Raw genomic sequence first — 15,957 nt, 5'->3', positions numbered from 1 at the left:
TTCGGGATGACAGCACTGTCGAACACCCTTCTCAGGAGGACCAACAGGCGGATGCAGGCGGCTGGGGCATCGACCGGGACCCATTCCACCGTCGTGGGCGAACAGGTGTCAACGCCTTCGATCAGCTTTCATCAACTTTGAACACCCACACCGCCGATCGGCCCAATGGCGAGCGGCTTCGTGTTGTTTCCTGTTCGACTGCGCTGGTCAGTCCTCGAACGTGATCGCCGGGTGCCTCGGGTCCCGCGCGCAGGCGAAGACGTAGAGGGCGCCCAGGCTGCCGAACTTCCAGCCGACCGGGTTGACCGTCTTCGGCTGGTGGGCGCACGAGCGGTGCGGGAACTCGTAGGTGTCCAGCCCGATCAGCGGCCGCCGCACCTCCGCGCACTGCGGGCAGCGCAGCAGGTGGTGCGGTTCCCCGCCGTACCAGGTGGTCCACCCGCCGACCTTGCACCCCTGCGCGAAGGTGACCGAGAGCGGGTGCTCGTCGATCCGGCACGGCTCCAGCACACAGGGCTTGGCGTGGAAGTGGTCGTCGTCGTAGAGCGGGCGCGGCGGTGGCTCCGCGATCACGTCGGTGACGGCGCGGGAGGCGCGCCAGATGACCTGCGCGCCCGGCCCGTCCAGGGTCCCTCCTGGGCAGAGGAGCACCTGGAGCAGGTCGGTGCCCCTGGGGAAGGGCAGGCTCGGGAAGTCCTTGCGGTAGAGCTGGAGCTCGCTGTAGGCCGCGCTCGGCCACGCCTCGTCGGCTGGCCACAGCAGGGGCCCGCCGATGTGGCTCTGTCCCGTTCCCGGTCGCCCGGGTGTCGGGTGCAGGCGCATGGCGGGCAGTGCGACGGAGACGAGGTCCGCGTTGGTCGGCGGGTTGGTCGGCGGGTTCGTGGGCTGCACAGTCCGAAAAATACGAACGGAACGAGCTTGCCACGTAGGCAATCCTTCACCCGGATGCAGCAACTTCACCACGACTTCGTCGTCCACAGTGGACGCTTCCCGCGCGGGCGGCACCGAAACTGGCGCTCGTCGACATCACCAGCGCGGAAGCCGCTACGCTCGCGCGACGAACCCCGCCTCAGCGACGGCAGCGGCCGGGTACGGGGTCAACCGGCTCTCGGTGAACAACCCCCAGTAGAAGTCGTTCATCACCGCCACGACCGGCGCGTTCCGCACGACGATCTCCGCAGCGGCAGGGGGCAGCTCAACCGGAGCCCGGCCCGAAGCGCACTCCCGGATGTAGGCGTTGCGCTCAGCGGGACCGAGCCCCGTGTGCGAGAACACCAGCCAGTTCACCACGCGCATCGTCACGTAGACCTCGTCGTGACTGGCGTTCAGCTCAAGAAACGCCGACTCCTCCGCGGACAGTTCGAAGCGCGGTGACGTCGCCAGCCCGAGGTCCGCGAAGTACACCGAACGCCCATCGGTCACCATGTTCCCGAAGTGCGCGTCGAAGTGGTACAGCCCGCGCGAGTTCATGAACGCCGCCGTGGACCGCAGCTGCGACTCCACAACAACGGGGTCCTGCTTCTCCAGCCAGGCCGAGAAATCACCGGGCAGGTACTCCTGGAACAGGACGACGCTCGACGTGGCGCGCGCCTTGGCCTCGATCCGAGCGCGAACGGCTGGCGAGCCGTGCCAGAACTCCACGGTCTCGTCCACTTCGGACGGATCGGGAAGCGAGGGCGCAGAGGGCACCATCCGCCAGTGATAGGTCAGCGGAAAGTTCTCGCACGAGCCGTCGAGCACCCAGTTCGTGGTCATGACGTTCGCGGCGACCTCGCGCCACACGCTGAAACCCGAAGACCCGACGTTGGAGTTCGGCGTCCCCACCCCGTACTGCAAGTACGCCGGAACACCGTCGACGTTCGCGGTGGACAGCACGTTCGACCGCTCAGCGTCAGTGACCGGAACGCGCTTCACGAAGACGCGAACGCCCTCGATCTCCATCAGCGACGCGGTCCCGCCGATCCCCACGCTCAGGACGGGAGCCTCCGCGACGGAGGAGGCCAGCTGGGAATCGCTGAGCAGGGTCAGAGCGGTGGACACCGCGCCGTGGTCGGCAATGCGCGCAGACAAGGTCACGCAGACGAAGCTACGTGAAGAACGACGATGAGGTAGCCGTCGCACCACGCGGCGTCGCCGGTCGCATCCGACACGGCGGAGCGGGAGCGCAGAGCGGCCCGAACGAGCGGGCTCCCCGAAAATCCCCGTCGCGAAGCGAAAAGCACCTTCCCGGCACCGTCGACCAACGCGACGGTCCCGCGAATGCGCTGCGAAGCCCAGACGCAGCAAGCTTCCCGAGAAGCGGCCGAGTCGAAGTACGCGGCGACGACGTCCTGAGCGGTGCGGGGCTCCGCCGATGCGGGCAGCAGCACCTCGGCGGCGAACGCGTCGCACACCTTCTCCTGGAACAGCAACGGGTTCTCGGCCTCGAACGTGCGCTCGCCGAGCGCGACGTCGGTCTGCTGGAGGTGGTGGCCCAGCTCGTGCAGCGCGGTGAACGCGCGCCGCCGGTGCGACAGCGATCGGCCGATGAGCAACGTCGGCGGGGTCAACTCCGGGTGGTAGCTGCCGGACACCGCGCACCCGGACCCGCCGAGCTGTTCCTCGACGAGCCGCACGCGGATCTCCGGCCACGAGGCCAGCTCCACGATCGGATGGGGGCGCAGCCGCCGCGCGGCTCCGGGCCACCTGCGGTCGAGGACCGCGAGCATGGCCCGGACCTGCGCGGACACCAGCGTGCGGGTCAGTGATCCTCCCTCGGGGGCTCGGGGTCGGCCGGTCGGCTGAGGAACTGCCGCACCCGCCCGCGCCAGTCGGGTGCGGCTCCCCCTGTCTGCCGACCCGCCAGCGCGAACGTGCCGTAGCTCGCCGTCAGCCGGGCGGTGGCCTCGTCGACGCCGTCGCGCCCGGCGAGGTCGGTCCAGGTCGTGCGCCAGCGCGGGTGCTCGACCTCGGAGACCAGCTCCGGGGGCAGCGCGAGCACCGCCTGCGTGACGTCCTCGGTGGACAGTCCGGTCTCCGCCGCCACCACCGCCGCGAGGTCGGGGGTGAGCGGCCGGGTACCGCTGAGCAGCTTCATCACCTCGTGCTGCGGCAGGCCCAGCGCCGAGCGCAGCAGGTCGATCTTCGGCCCCTTGCCCAGCAGCGCGGCCAGGGTGATCGGGGCGTCGCCGGGCTTGACCACGGGCAGCGCCGGGGCCAGCCGCAGCCGGTCGAGGGTGTCGTCCAGCTCCGCGCGCACCTCGGCGGCGGGCTCAAGCGCCGAGTCGATGGCGCGGCCTCGGCGGGTGCCGGGGGGCACCTCCTCGGCGGGCACCGGGACGGCGGTCGCCGCCCAGTGCACGATGTCCTGCCCCCACTGCTCCACGGGCTGGTCCAGCACGCGGATGGGGACGGGGCCGGTCAGTCCGGCCCACAGCGTCGCGGGCACTCCGGAACCGTTCCGGGACTCGTCCACGACCAGGCAGAGGTCGTCCTCCGCCGGTGGGTCGAGGGTGACCGGGGCGCCGATGACGTCCCGGCCCTCCACGCTCAGGATGAGGACGAGGACGCGGTCCCCGTCCCATCTGGCCCGCCACAGCTGACCGGTCTCGATCTCGGTCCCGGCGTGTCCGCCGAAGGAGCTCGCCGGCCCTCCCGCCTGCTGGAGCAGGTCGAGAAAACGCTGTGGCAATCCCGGGTCACTCATGGTGCACTCCCGTCCTGGTCGGCCATTCGGGGTCTGGCATCCCTGACTGACGGCACAACTCGTCATTCGTCCGGTATCCGGTGTTCACCGTCCGTTCTTGCACAGCCAGATGACCTCGCGGGCCACGGCGCTGGCGTCGCCGCTGTCGCCGATGAGCTGGGCGAGCTTCTCCTTGAGCCGCTTCGCCCGCTGGTAGGCCTGGCTGCGGCCGATGCCCAGCAGCGCCTGGATCGCCCTGGGGTTGTCCAGGTAGGGCACGATCTTGCGCTCCCTCGGCGCCAGCATGCCGACGATCTCGGCGGCCACGACCGCGGCCTCCAGCTCCTGCTCGGCGGCGACGACCTGCTCCTCCGGGGTCAGCTCGTCACCGAGGTCGACCGGGGTGCCCGCGTCCTCGTCCAGCGAGATCACCACGGGATCGAGCACGACGGGGAAGCGCGCGAGGAAGACCACGACGAGCTGGCCCAGCTCCAGGCTGCCACCCGCCGCGGTGAGCACCGCCTTGGCCACGGCCGCGATCGAGGCGGAGTCGGCGACCGGGGCCCTGCGGGTCTCGCTGGACCACTTGGGGATCTTGACGTTGGGCACCCCGCGCGCGGCCTCGACCAGGTGCTCGAACTTCCCGCCCCACGGAGCGCCACCGCTGCCCGCCAGCCGCCACCTGCCCGCGCCCGGTTCGGAGGCGGGCACCTGTTCGAAATCGGAGGTGGTGGAGAGCACCTTCTCCAGCGCGCGGCGCAGCGCGCCGACCGCCGTCGTGCGAGCCCGGTCGACCAGCCACCGGCGGATCGAGGTCCGCAGCAGCTTGCCGAGCGAGTCCTCGTCGGTGGCCAGCGCCAGCAGGTTGGCGGTGACGGGCTTGATCCGGTCGACCAGGAACTCGCCGAGCAGGTCCTCCAGCTCGGCGGGTTGCCAGCCCTGCTCCGGGGTGAGCGCCGGGAACCTCCGCACCTCCTCGCTGAGCAACCGGAAGGTCAGCGCGAGGCACAGCGGCCCGAACCGGCGGTGTTCGCGTAACTCGTCGTAGGCGGACATGACGCACCCCCTCTCCCTCTCTCCACATCGAACATACGCGCGAAGTGACGGTGAGGAACTGCTCTTTTACGTTGAGTTATGCGACCGATGTCGGATCGTTCGCGGTCACTGCAACCACTGGGTGAACCACGCGCGGCTGCGCCGCAACACGTCGATCTGGTGCGCGCGTTCGGCGATGCTGTGCGGTTCCCTTGGATAGATCACGTAGGAGTGTTCGACACCGTGCGCGCGCAGTGCCCGGTGGAAGTACTCCCCTTGCGCCAGCGGCACATTGGGGTCGACCTCGCCGTGCAGGATGAGCACGGGCGTCGTCACCTTCGAGGCGTAGGAGATCGGGCTCAGCTCGTCGTGCCGGTGCGGGCCAACGCCTTCCCAGCCGGTGCTGCCGCCGAGCGTGCCGTCGTACTCGGCCATCTCACCGCCGCCGATCATCTGGCCCCAGTCGCTGATGCCCGCGAGCATCACGCCCGCGCGGAAGCGGTCGGTCTGGCCGACAGCCCACGCCGTCATGAAGCCGCCCTGGCTGCCGCCGCCGATGCCGAGCCGCTCGGGGTCGGCGACGCCTTCCGCCACCAGCAGGTCGATCCCGGTGACGATGTCGGTCCAGTCGTCGACGCCGACCGCGCCCGCGACGCTCGCGGCGAACTCGTGGCCGTGCCCGGAGCCGCCGCGCGGGTTCGGCAGGAACACCGCGAAGCCGGCCGCCGCGAGCCACTGCCCGGTCGGCACCCAGTGCACGGTCAGCTCGTCGGCCTGGCGGTAGTACGGGCCGCCGTGCACGATCGTGACCAGCGGGAACGGCCCGTCGGCCCGGGTCGTGCCGGGCGGGAGGACGAGCAGCCCGTCCAGGGCGAGCCCGTCGGAGGCCTTGTACGCCAAGCGTTCCTGGCGACCCCAGGTGATCCCGGCCAGCTCCGGCCGCATGTCGGTGAGCCGCGCGTGCGGCCCGGAAGGCGGTCCCGCGTGGACCTCGATCGGCTGGTAGCTCGTGCTCATCACGGCGGCGACGACCTCACCGGAAGCGCTGGCCGTGAGCGAGTTGGCGAATCCGTCCACAGTGGACACTTCGGTGAGCTCGTCACCGGAGAGCCGGTACAGCGCGGTGTCGAGCCCGTCCGCGAACAGCGCGAGCAGTCCGCCGGTGGCGGGCGCGGCAAGGGAGACCGGGCACACCGGCATCCCCTCGCTGAGGTTGGTCATCTCGCCGGTGTCGTCGACCGACAGCACGGCCGCGCCGCCGACGAGCGCGGGCGGAGTGGTGGCGAGCAGGGCGATCCGCCAGTCGTCCCCGGCGCGCCACCAGGTCAGCCCCGACGGCTCGGCCGGGGTGCCGCACAGCTCCCGCACCTGCCCGGTCACAAGATCGAAAACGGACAGCCGGGTGTCCCTGAACGCGGAGGAGACCTCGGGGTCGACCTGGCTCAGCAGCGCGAGCGGGCCACCGTCGTGCCGTTGCGCCAGCGCGGTCACGTGCCGGTCCGGAAGGCCGACCGGAGTGCTGACCTCCTTGTCCGCCAAGGAAAGCAACCGGAGCCGGGCGTTGGGGACGCGCTCGCCGTACACGCGGGCGTCGTCGCGCTCGCGTTCCCGCCGCTCGTCCTCCTCGGTGGGCTCGTCCACCGCGGTCAGCGCGACCGTGGTGGAGTCGGCCAGCGGCAGGTGGTCGTCGATCCCGCTCTTCCACGTGGTGAGCGCTTCGGCCTCACCGCCGTCGAGCCGGATGCGGTGCAGCTGCCGGGTTCCCCGGTCGGCGCGGTCGGAGAGGAAGTAGACGGTCGCGGAGTCCGGCGACCACTTCGGCGCGGTGTCAGCGGCGGCACCGGCGGTGAGCTGGCGCGGCGGCGCGCTGCCGTCCGTCGCCGCGACCCACAACGCGCTGACCGGGTGCTCCCCCGCCTTGCTCAGCGGGTGCGCGGGGAAGACCACCCAGCGGCCGTCCGGGGAGATCACCGGGTTCCTCGGCACCTTGCCGTCGACGATCAGGTCAGCTGTCAGTTCGGGCACTACGAGTTCTCCTTCGGCAGGGCGCGTGGCTTGAGGGTCACTCCGGGCAGCGCGGGCGCGGGCAGGCGCTGGACCGGGCCCGCGTAGCCGTCGACGCTGCCGAACTGGTCGGATTCCCCTTGCCACGCTTCACGAAATGCGACGATCTCCTCGTGCGTGCGGCCGACGAAGTTCCACCACATGAGGATCTGCTCCTGAAACGGTTCTCCGCCGATCAGCAGCAGGCGCGCGGGTTCGGCGCCGTGGTTCACCAGCTCGCAACGCGATGCTCCCACTGGCAGATACGCGAGGTCACTGGGTTTCACATCGGTTCCCGCGACCGAAACGCGGCCGGTGTCCAGCAGCACTCCGTGTTCGAAGTCCGGGTCGAGCGGCAGTTCCACGCGCGCGTGCGCGTCCAGCACGATCTCCGCACCGACGAGCGGTGTGAACGTGGTGACCGGTGACGTGCTCCCGGCGAGACTGCCCAGGAAGACGCACAGCGACGCGCTTTCGTACCGCTCAGGCTCCGCTGTGTAGCTGACGAAGTCGCGCGCGGTGCGGCGGTGCGCTTCCGGCAGCGCGACCCACAGCTGGACGCCGTGCAGCGGCACCTCTGTCGAGGCTGTGGAAACCTCGGAGTGGCAGATGCCATCGCCGCTGGTCATCAGGTTCAGCTGGCCGGGACGGATGAGCGCGTGGCTGCCGAGGCTGTCGCGGTGCTCGATCTCGCCGCTGAACAGCCAGCTCACCGTCTGGAGCCCGGTGTGCGGGTGCGGCGCGACGTCCATGCTGACCTCGCCGGGCCCGTAGTGGTCGACGAAGCACCACGCGCCGATCAGCGACCGGTGTCGTTGCGGCAGCGTACGGCGCACTGTCATCGCGCGCGGTCCACCGAGCGGGACGTCCCGCGCTGTCAGGATCTCCACCTGGTCATTCCTCCCCGGAGAACCGGCCCCACGCGGTCTGCCGCGTGACACCGAGCGCTTCGCCGATGCGGCCCCACGCCACACCGCGCTCGCGCAGCCGCGCCACCCAGATCCGCAGCGCCACGTCGACCTGCTTCTCCACGGCGGCCACGCGCGGCAGCGCCTCCAGCATCTCCTCGTCGGTCATCTGGGTCGAGTCGGGCCACTCGACGGGTGCCTCCGCCGAGCTGGCGATGATCTCCACGCACATGCCGACGCAGCCGTCGCAGATGAACACCCCCGGCCCGGCGACGACCTTGTTGACCTCGGTGTGGTGTTTGGCGCAGAACGAGCAACGGGTGTCCACAGCAACCTCCTCGCTTGTCAGGTCCAGCCTGACATGTCAGGTCCACCCTGACAAGCTCCCCGCGATCTCAACCGAACGATGGATGCGGACCCCAGCGCTCGCACGATGTCCGCACCCCGGTCCGCGCACGACGCTGATCGACATGGAGAACGAGGTAGTGGTCTCGGTCAGGGACCTCCGCAAGGCGTATGGCGCGAAGGTCGCCGTGGACGGGATCTCGCTGGAGGTGGTGCGCGGCGAGGTTTTCGGCGTACTCGGCCCGAACGGCGCCGGGAAGACCACAACCGTCGAGTGCGCTGCTGGGCTGCGCGAGCCCGACAGTGGCACCGTGCGCGTGCTTGGGCGAAATCCGGCTACCGATCCCTCCGTGCGACATCGGGTCGGTGTGCAGCTCCAGCACGCCGTGCTGCCGAACCGGATGAAGGTGCGCGAGGCGGTGCAGCTGTTCGCGTCTGCTTATCTCCGCCACGCGGACACCGAGACGCTGTTGGCTGAATGGGGCTTGGCCGAGCACCACGGCGCCGCGTTCGCCGCATTGTCCGGCGGGCAGAAGCAGCGGCTGTTCATCGCACTGGCGTTGCTTGGCCAGCCAGAGGTCGTAGTGCTGGACGAACTGACCACGGGCCTTGATCCAGCCGCGCGGCGTGAGACGTGGTCCTTGGTAAGGGCGTTGCGAGCGCGAGGAGTGTCCGTGCTGCTCGTGACGCACTCGATGGACGAGGCCGAGCAGCTGTGCGACCGGCTCGTAGTGATCGCAGGCGGTCGCGTGGTCGCCGCGGGAACCCCTGCGGAGCTACGCGGCGCCCACTCCAGCATGGAGTCCGCTTACCTTTCGCTGACCAAGGAGGCCGCGTGAGAATGCGTCCGCTGTTCGTGCTCACGCGCGTGGAGTGCGCACTGTTCCTGCGTGAGCCTGCCGCAGTGTTCTTCACCATCGCGATGCCGTTGGCACTGCTGACCTTCAACGGCTCTACGGGCAACCGTCAGTACATCGATGCCATCATCGCCGGTTACCTCGTCTACGTCTTGACGACCTCCGGGATCATGGGGCTGGCCGAGACGCTTGCGGACTACCGGGACAAGGGAATCCTGCGCCGGATGCGTGTGAGCCCGCTGCGCCCGTGGCAGATCTTGGGCTCGCACGCGCTGATGAACTTGCTTATAAGCGTGCTCGGCGCGGTGCTGCTGATCGCGGTCGCTTCGACGTTCTTCGGACTGTCGTGGCCCACGTCGATTCCCTTGGTACTACTGGTGTCGGCGGCGGCTGCGTGCTGCATTCTGGCGATCGGGTTCGTGCTGGGCTCTGTGCTGCCTACAGTGCGGATGACCCAGGCCGTGGCGGCAGCGCTGTACTTCCCGTCGATCTTCGTGTCCGGCGTGTTGCTACCGCGCGAGGCGCTGCCGGAGTTCGCGCGGCAGATCGGCGATGTCATACCGGTCACCTACGCTGTGAACGGCATCAGGGCGGCGTGGGCGCACGGGACGCTCGACGGCACCGCGCTCCTCGTGCTGCTGGGAACCGCCGTGATCGGTACGGTCATCGCGCTGCGCACGTTCAGGTGGGAGTCACGGTAGGTGGAAGAGCGCCTGTGGGAGCGGATCGGCGTACTGCACGCCCTGCTCGTCGCGATGATGGTCGTGGCCGCCACGATCACACTGTCCGACCCGCGTGTGCCCGGCTCGGACCAGGTCCTCGCGCTCGGCCTGTCGGTTGTGGCGTTGCTGTGGCACTGGCTGATGGTGGCTCGCCGCCCGGAGTGGTGGACCCGCGTGCTGCCCATGACCGTGTACTGGACCGGGGCGTCCGGTCTGGTGCTGGGCATGGTGTCGGTGCACCAGAGCTACTCCGTGGTGCTGTACGCCTTGTACCCCTTGATGTTCGTGACACTGGACTGGTGGGGTCTGCTGCCCGTCGCGGGTGTCACCGGCGCGGTCGCATGGCTGCTCGCGGGGCCGTCCGCGCCGCGCGGAGTGCTGTTGAGCGTGCTCAGCTCCACGGCCGTCGCGTTGCTGATCGCGCTCTTCGTGAACACGTTGCTGCGCCAGCACGAGAAGCTGCGAGACACCCGCGCTGAGCTGGCAGTCGCTTCGCGGCACGCGGGAGTGCTTGAGGAGCGCGAACGCCTCGCGCGCGAACTGCACGACACCGTCGCGCAGAGCTTCACCAGTATCGTCACGCACCTCGAAGCCGCTGACCAAGCGTTCGACGACCGCGCCGAGGACGCGCGCGAGCACGTCCTCACCGCGCGCAGCACGGCTCGCGAAGGGCTCGACGAGGTCCGTCGCTCCGTGCAGGCACTACGGCCGGATCTGTTGGAGGAACGCTCGTTGCCGCAGGCACTCGAACGCACGCTCACGCGGTGGTCGGCGACATCCGGAGTGCGCGCGGAGCTTCGGACCACGGGCTCCGTCACCGTGCTCCGCCCCGAGACCGAGACCGCGCTCCTACGGATCACGCAGGAGGCGTTGACCAACGTGGCGCGGCACGCGGGCGCGAACCGGGTGATCGTGTCACTGTCCTACCTCGGAGACACAGTGACCTTGGACGTGGACGACGACGGCGCGGGCATCACCGCCGTGCGAGAGGGCGGATTTGGCTTGGTGGGCATGCGCGAGCGCATCGAGGGCGTCGGCGGCGAGCTGACGATCGAGAGCGAGCCCGGACAGGGCACCACCATCGCCGCGTCGGTGCCGTCGTGATCCGGGTCGTGGTGGTGGACGACCACCCCGTCGTGCGCGACGGACTGCGCGGAATGCTTGCGGGACAAGCGGACTTCGAGGTCGTCGGCGAGGCGGAGAACGGCAGTGTCGCGCTGGACGTCGTGGCGCGCGAGGTGCCCGACGTGGTGCTGATGGACCTCCGCATGCCCGTGCTCGACGGGGTCAGCGCGATCGCACGGCTCCAGTCCACGCATCCGTCGGTGCAGGTGCTCGTGCTGACCACCTACGACGCGGACACCGAGATCGTGCGCGCGGTCGAAGCCGGGGCCACGGGGTGCCTGCTCAAGGACGCGCCGCGCGAAGTGCTGTTCCGCGCCGTGCGTGCCGCAGCGCGTGGGGAGTCCGTGCTCGCGCCCGAGCTGACCGCGAAGCTGTTCGGCCGGTTGCGCACGCCGAAGCAGGAGTCGCTGACCGAGCGCGAGATAGAGGTACTGGCCCTCGTGGCGAGGGGCCACACCAACCGCGCGATCGGCCGCGAGCTCTCGATCTCCGAGGCGACGGTGAAGACGCACCTCGTGCACGCTTTCACCAAGCTCGGCGTCGACGACCGCACCGCCGCCGTCACCGTCGCACTCGAACGCGGCCTGCTCAGCCTCAACAAACCCCGCCGCTAGACGGCTTCCAGGACGAAGAAGAGGAAGCAGAGGAACGCCTTGCGGTCCTGGAAATCGTCGGGGAACAGGTCGTAGGCCTCGGGCGCCGGGTGCGGTTCGCTGATGACGGAGATCCGGAAACCGGCAGCGGTGATGGCGTCGGTCATGGCGTGCAACGGGCGGTGCCAGTACGTCAGCACAGCCTTCTGACCGGCGAAGACGTAGTCGTCGGCCCACTTCTCGACCTCGAAGTAGTTCCCGTCTGGCCGGATGAACTTGTAGACGCTCGGGTGGTTCACGGCCAGGATCAGCCGCCCACCGGGCTTGAGCACCCGCCGCAGCTCGGCCAGTGGCGCGTCCCAGTCCTCGAAGTAGTGCAGCACCAGCGCCGAGACGACGTCGTCGAACTCGCCGTCGGCGTACGGCAGCGGCTCGGTGAGGTCGGCGACCCGCAGGTCCACGTCCTCGCCGAGGCGTTCACGGGCCAGGCGCACCATCGTGGCGCTGAAGTCGAAACCGGAGACCTCGGCGCCGCGCTCGCGCAGTGAGGCCATGATGGGGCCGGAGCCGCAGCCCGCGTCGAGGACTCGCCGTCCGGCCACGTCGCCCGCGAGGTTCGCGATCGCGGGTCGCGTGTAGTAGTTGTTGATGAGGCTCTGCTCGTTCTCCTTCGAGTAAGCCTCGCCGAACGTGTCGTAGTCGTTCTCGACCGCGTCATCAACAACTGTGGAGTGATCAGGCATGCACTCCACCATGGCACAGCGGAGGTGCCGCGTGCCGAGGCTTCAGAAGCGGTTGAACCGGACAAGACCGGACAGGGTGCTTGTAAGGCATTGACACCCCCTGGCCACCTTGGTGAAGTCCAGTCACCTTTGGACAACGTTGTCATCAAGGAGGTGCGCTTGCATGTGGGCTTCCCGTAGGCGGGGCGTGGCCGGGGCGGCGGCGGGCATGCTGCTCGCCGGGCTGCTGGCCGGGACCGCGCACGCCGCTCCGCCGGTCGACGGGGTGGAGCTGGTCAACCCCTTCATCGGCACGCAGAACTTCGGCAACACCTTCCCCGGCGCGAGCGCGCCGTTCGGCATGGTGCAGGTCAGCCCGGACACGGGCGGCCAGGGCGGGTACGACTACCAGCAGGACTCGATCTACGGCTTCAGCCAGACGCACCTGTCCGGCGTGGGCTGCGGCGTCATGGGCGAGCTGCCGATGATGCCCACCACCGGCGCGGTGAGCACGGTCGACCACAACGCCTACAAGTCGAAGTACTCGCACTCCGACGAGGAATCCACACCGGGCTACTACCGCGTGGGACTGGCGAAGTACGGCGTGAACGCGGAGCTGACCGCGACGCCGCGCACCGGCTGGCAGCGCTACACCTTCCCCGCGACGGGCGAGGCGAACGTCCTGTTCAACACGAGCAAGGCGAACCAGACCGTCTACGACTCCGAGATCCACATCGTCGGTGACCGCACCATTGAGGGCCGCGTGCTCGCGGGCGGTTTCTGCGCGGGGCGCGACAAGCACACCGTGCACTTCACCGCGACCTTCGACCGGCCGTTCACCGCGCACGGCACGTGGCGCGGCTCGACGATCACGCCGGGCAGTCGCGACGCGGCGGGCAGCGGCGGCAACGGCGGCTGGGTGAGCTTCGACGCGAAGACCGACCGCGACGTCGTGGTGAAGGTCGGCCTGTCCTACACGGGCATCGAAGGCGCGCGGAAGAACCTCGCCGCGGAGACGGCCGACTCCTACGACTTCGACGCCACGCGCGCGAAACTGCGCCAGGCGTGGGTGGAGAAGCTGGGCGCCATCAAGATCAGTGGTGGCACCACGGAGCGGCAGCGCGCGTTCTACACCTCGCTCTACCACGCGCAGATGCACCCGAACGTCGCCGGTGACGTGGACGGCCGCTACATCGGCTTCGACAACAAGGTGCACACGGCGTCGGGTTACACGCCGTACCAGAACTTCTCGCTGTGGGACACCTATAGGCCGCAGAACCAGCTGTTGCAGGTGATCGAGCCACAGGTCGCGCGCGACGTCGCGTTGTCCGTCATCGCGATCGGTCGCGACGGTGGCTGGTTGCCGCGCTGGGCGCTCGCGGGCAGCGAAACCAACATCATGACCGGTGACCCCGTGGTGCCGTTCTTGGTGGAGGCGTGGTCGAAGGGACTGCTCGCCGGGCACGAGGCCGAGGCGTACGCGTTGATGAAGACCAACGCCACCAGCACTCCCCCAGCGGATTCGCCGTACAACGGCCGTTCCGGGGTGGAGTACTACAAGAAACGCGGTTACATCCCGTCGGGACTCAAGCTCGGAACGGACTGCGCGCACAAGGGCGGCGACAACGACTGCAAGCACCCGGCCTCGGCAACCATGGAGTACGCGGCGGCTGACGCGTCGCTCGCGCTGATGGCGGAGAAGCTGGGTCACCGCGCCGACGCGCGCATGTTCGCCGAACGCGGCCAGTGGTACCGCAACCTGTGGGACTCCTCGATCGGCCAGTTCCGTCCGCGCACCGTCGACGGCACCTGGATGACGCCGTACAACCCCGTCGACGCCGGACACCAGTTCCACGAGGGCGGCGCGCACCAGTACCAGTGGCTCGTCCCGCAGGACCCCGCCGGGCTCGTCGATCTGATGGGCGGGCGCAAGGCCACGGAGAAGCGGCTCGACGGTTTCTTCGCCTACGACAAGCTGTTGGCGGACCCGTCGGGCACCGTGCGCAAGGACTGGATCACGCAGCCCTACGACTACTACGGCAAGCCGACCTACAACCCGAACAACGAACCCGACCTGCACGCGCCGTACATGTACCTGTGGGCGGGCGCTCCGGCGAAGACCGCGACGGTCGTGCGCGCGGCGATGACGTTGTTCACCACGGGCCCGGACGGTATGACCGGCAACGACGACCTCGGCACGATGTCGGCGTGGTACGTGTTCTCCTCGCTCGGCCTGTACCCGACGATGAACGGTGCGACGTTCCTCGCGCTGTCCAGCCCGCAGTTCGAGTCCGCGACCGTTCGGATCGGACAGTTCGGCGGCTCGCAGGGCGGCACGCTGTCGATCACCGCGCCGGGTGCGAGCGACACGAAGCGCTACGTCCGAAGTGTGGCGCTGAACGGGCGCGACGTCCGGCAGACGTGGGTCGACTGGAGCAAGATCGCGCGCGGCGGCACCCTCGCGCACACGCTCGACACCAAGCCGTCCCAGTGGGGCACCACCCCCGGCGCCGAACCGCCTTCGGTGAACCGCGCCCAGCGCGATTCCCGTTGGCACCTCGACGCTTCACTGCGCGAGCCCACCGTGGCCGCTCCCCTTGGCTCCACGGAACTGACGGTCAACCTCGACGTGCTCGGCCAGTCCCCCGGCGTGCTGCCCGTGCTCGTACAGCCGACCGCGCCCCCGGGATGGCAGGTGGCGCACCAGCCCCCGCTGATCCTGAGGTCCTTCACCTCGCCCACCCAGGAGACCGTTCCGCTTCGGCTGCGGATTCCTGCAAGCACCAAGGAGGGCACCTATCCCTTGCAGGTCAAGGTTTCCGCGCCGGGCGCCCCAGCGGTCACGCGCTCAGTCTCCATCGAGCTCCGGCCAGCCCCGACGTGCGTTCCCGGCGTTTCTGGCGCTTGCGCGGTCGATCTGACCCGCGACCTCAACCACGACGGCACGGCCACCGTCGCGCAGTCCGCGCAGGGCGACTTCGACGGCAGCGGCTGGAGCTACGACGCCGCGCTGCTGCCTCCTCGCGGGACGGTCACGTGGGGCGGTGTCACGTACGCGACGCCCGAACCGAACGGGACTTCGCCGAACTTCGTGGAGGCTCGGGGGCAGACGTTGCTTTTGCCAGCGGGGTCTTACAAGAAGTTGAGCGTGGTTTCCGCGGCGCACAGCGGTCCGGCGTCGGGTGTGGTGACTGTGCGTTTTACCGATGGGAGCAGCGCTGAGGTTGCGGTGACTGTCGGCGATTGGGCTGGGGCTACGCCTGCGGGGAGCGAGGTGGCTTTGGGGATGCCACATCGGATCAAGGCTGGGGCGGGGGTGGATGGACCTCCCGTGAAGTTGTTCTCGGCTTCTTTTGCGTTGCCGGGGAAGGGAGTTCGGTCTGTTTCTTTGCCGAATGATCCGCGGGTTTCTGTTTATGCTGTGACGTTGGGGTAGGTGTTGTCGCTGGTACCGGCGTCTCGCGCCGGTACCAGCGGTGGGTCGGGTACGGCTGGGCTTCCAGCTTGCGCCGGTACCAGCGTGGGGTCGGCTTGACCTGGGAACCCCTTGCGCGTGCCCCTGGGCCTTACAGGGGCACGGGTGGTGAACCCGGCCCTCGCGCGAGCGTATGGCACGCGCACCCCAGGTAAAGCCACGGTTGGGTTGTGCGCCTTGCGTTCCAGCGTGGGGCTTTCGGCGTTTCGGGCGCCTGGGAATTCATTCTTTAGGACCATGATCGACTATTTTATTGGCGTAGAATCGAGGTATGACCCTCGAAGATTTGTTGGTCGAGGTTGAGGCGAGTCACGCTGCTTTGTGTCATGCGAAAGCGAATCTCGCTTCGGCCTTGACCGCATTCCAGAACGCTGCCGATGATCGTGATTACCGGTATGTGCAGAATGAGGTCGCCTGCGCCTTGCACATCTCCCGTCGTGGCGCCGACCACATCCTCTCCAACTCCCT

At 69.0% G+C, this 15,957-nt stretch carries 15 protein-coding genes; 6 read left to right on the top strand and 9 right to left on the bottom strand.

What is annotated here, in order from left to right:
* Positions 1-207 precede the first annotated feature (207 nt).
* From CCN37_RS29105 to CCN37_RS42195, 8 genes are all read right to left on the bottom strand, one after another.
* Positions 208-891 carry a hypothetical protein gene (locus CCN37_RS29105; protein WP_086826927.1) on the bottom strand — a complete coding sequence of 228 codons (684 nt, stop codon included), beginning with the start codon at positions 889-891 and terminating at the stop codon, positions 208-210.
* 153 nt (positions 892-1,044) lie between these two features.
* The gene (locus CCN37_RS29100; protein ID WP_086826924.1) at positions 1,045-2,076 is read right to left on the bottom strand and encodes a hypothetical protein; all 1,032 of its coding nucleotides are present in this window, start codon (positions 2,074-2,076) and stop codon (positions 1,045-1,047) included.
* Positions 2,073-2,729 (bottom strand): ImmA/IrrE family metallo-endopeptidase, encoded by a 657-nt coding sequence (locus CCN37_RS29095; RefSeq protein WP_086826922.1) that lies wholly within the window; start codon positions 2,727-2,729, stop codon positions 2,073-2,075. Before CCN37_RS29095 ends, CCN37_RS29100 begins: the two co-directional genes overlap by 4 nt.
* 11 nt (positions 2,730-2,740) lie before the next feature.
* Positions 2,741-3,685, bottom strand: coding sequence for a hypothetical protein (locus tag CCN37_RS29090; RefSeq protein WP_143261858.1), 945 nt, complete (start codon positions 3,683-3,685; stop codon positions 2,741-2,743).
* An 84-nt stretch (positions 3,686-3,769) separates the two neighbouring features.
* Positions 3,770-4,720 carry a hypothetical protein gene (locus CCN37_RS29085; protein WP_086826918.1) on the bottom strand — a complete coding sequence of 317 codons (951 nt, stop codon included), beginning with the start codon at positions 4,718-4,720 and terminating at the stop codon, positions 3,770-3,772.
* Between the two features lie 105 nt (positions 4,721-4,825).
* Positions 4,826-6,724: a prolyl oligopeptidase family serine peptidase gene (locus CCN37_RS29080; protein ID WP_086826916.1), complete on the bottom strand. Its 1,899-nt coding sequence runs from the start codon at positions 6,722-6,724 to the stop codon at positions 4,826-4,828.
* A complete protein-coding gene (locus CCN37_RS29075) occupies positions 6,724-7,584 on the bottom strand; it encodes a pirin family protein (RefSeq protein WP_086826966.1) in 861 nt (286 codons plus the stop codon). Before CCN37_RS29075 ends, CCN37_RS29080 begins: the two co-directional genes overlap by 1 nt.
* A 52-nt stretch (positions 7,585-7,636) precedes the next feature.
* Positions 7,637-7,978 (bottom strand): ClpX C4-type zinc finger protein, encoded by a 342-nt coding sequence (locus CCN37_RS42195; RefSeq protein ID WP_305764720.1) that lies wholly within the window; start codon positions 7,976-7,978, stop codon positions 7,637-7,639.
* A gap of 142 nt (positions 7,979-8,120) precedes the next feature.
* Between CCN37_RS42195 and CCN37_RS29065 the strand changes: the two genes are divergently transcribed.
* From CCN37_RS29065 to CCN37_RS29050, 4 genes are read left to right on the top strand one after another with little or no spacing between them, the layout of a single operon-like run.
* On the top strand, positions 8,121-8,834 hold the full coding sequence (locus CCN37_RS29065; protein ID WP_086826912.1) for an ABC transporter ATP-binding protein: 714 nt from the start codon (positions 8,121-8,123) through the stop codon (positions 8,832-8,834).
* 2 nt (positions 8,835-8,836) lie between these two features.
* Positions 8,837-9,553 (top strand): ABC transporter permease, encoded by a 717-nt coding sequence (locus CCN37_RS29060; RefSeq protein WP_086826910.1) that lies wholly within the window; start codon positions 8,837-8,839, stop codon positions 9,551-9,553.
* Positions 9,554-10,678, top strand: a complete 1,125-nt coding sequence (locus CCN37_RS29055) for a sensor histidine kinase (RefSeq protein ID WP_086826908.1) — start codon at positions 9,554-9,556, stop codon at positions 10,676-10,678.
* Positions 10,675-11,313 (top strand): response regulator transcription factor, encoded by a 639-nt coding sequence (locus tag CCN37_RS29050; protein ID WP_086826906.1) that lies wholly within the window; start codon positions 10,675-10,677, stop codon positions 11,311-11,313. Before CCN37_RS29055 ends, CCN37_RS29050 begins: the two co-directional genes overlap by 4 nt.
* Here the strand turns inward: CCN37_RS29050 and CCN37_RS29045 are convergent.
* A complete protein-coding gene (locus tag CCN37_RS29045; RefSeq protein WP_086826964.1) occupies positions 11,310-12,035 on the bottom strand; it encodes a class I SAM-dependent methyltransferase in 726 nt (241 codons plus the stop codon). The two genes, CCN37_RS29050 and CCN37_RS29045, sit on opposite strands and share 4 nt — an antisense overlap.
* 163 nt (positions 12,036-12,198) lie before the next feature.
* Between CCN37_RS29045 and CCN37_RS29040 the strand changes: the two genes are divergently transcribed.
* Positions 12,199-15,450: a GH92 family glycosyl hydrolase gene (locus CCN37_RS29040; protein WP_086826904.1), complete on the top strand. Its 3,252-nt coding sequence runs from the start codon at positions 12,199-12,201 to the stop codon at positions 15,448-15,450.
* A 310-nt stretch (positions 15,451-15,760) separates the two neighbouring features.
* Positions 15,761-15,957, top strand: a 197-nt coding sequence (locus CCN37_RS39270) for a hypothetical protein (RefSeq protein WP_143261856.1), incomplete at its 3' end; no start/stop codon positions are given.

The organism is Allokutzneria sp. NRRL B-24872 (assembly GCF_002155965.1).
In the GTDB taxonomy this organism is placed as follows: domain Bacteria; phylum Actinomycetota; class Actinomycetes; order Mycobacteriales; family Pseudonocardiaceae; genus Allokutzneria.
Note: the sequence above shows the minus strand (reverse complement) of the source record. Positions and strands in the feature narration are given on the sequence as shown.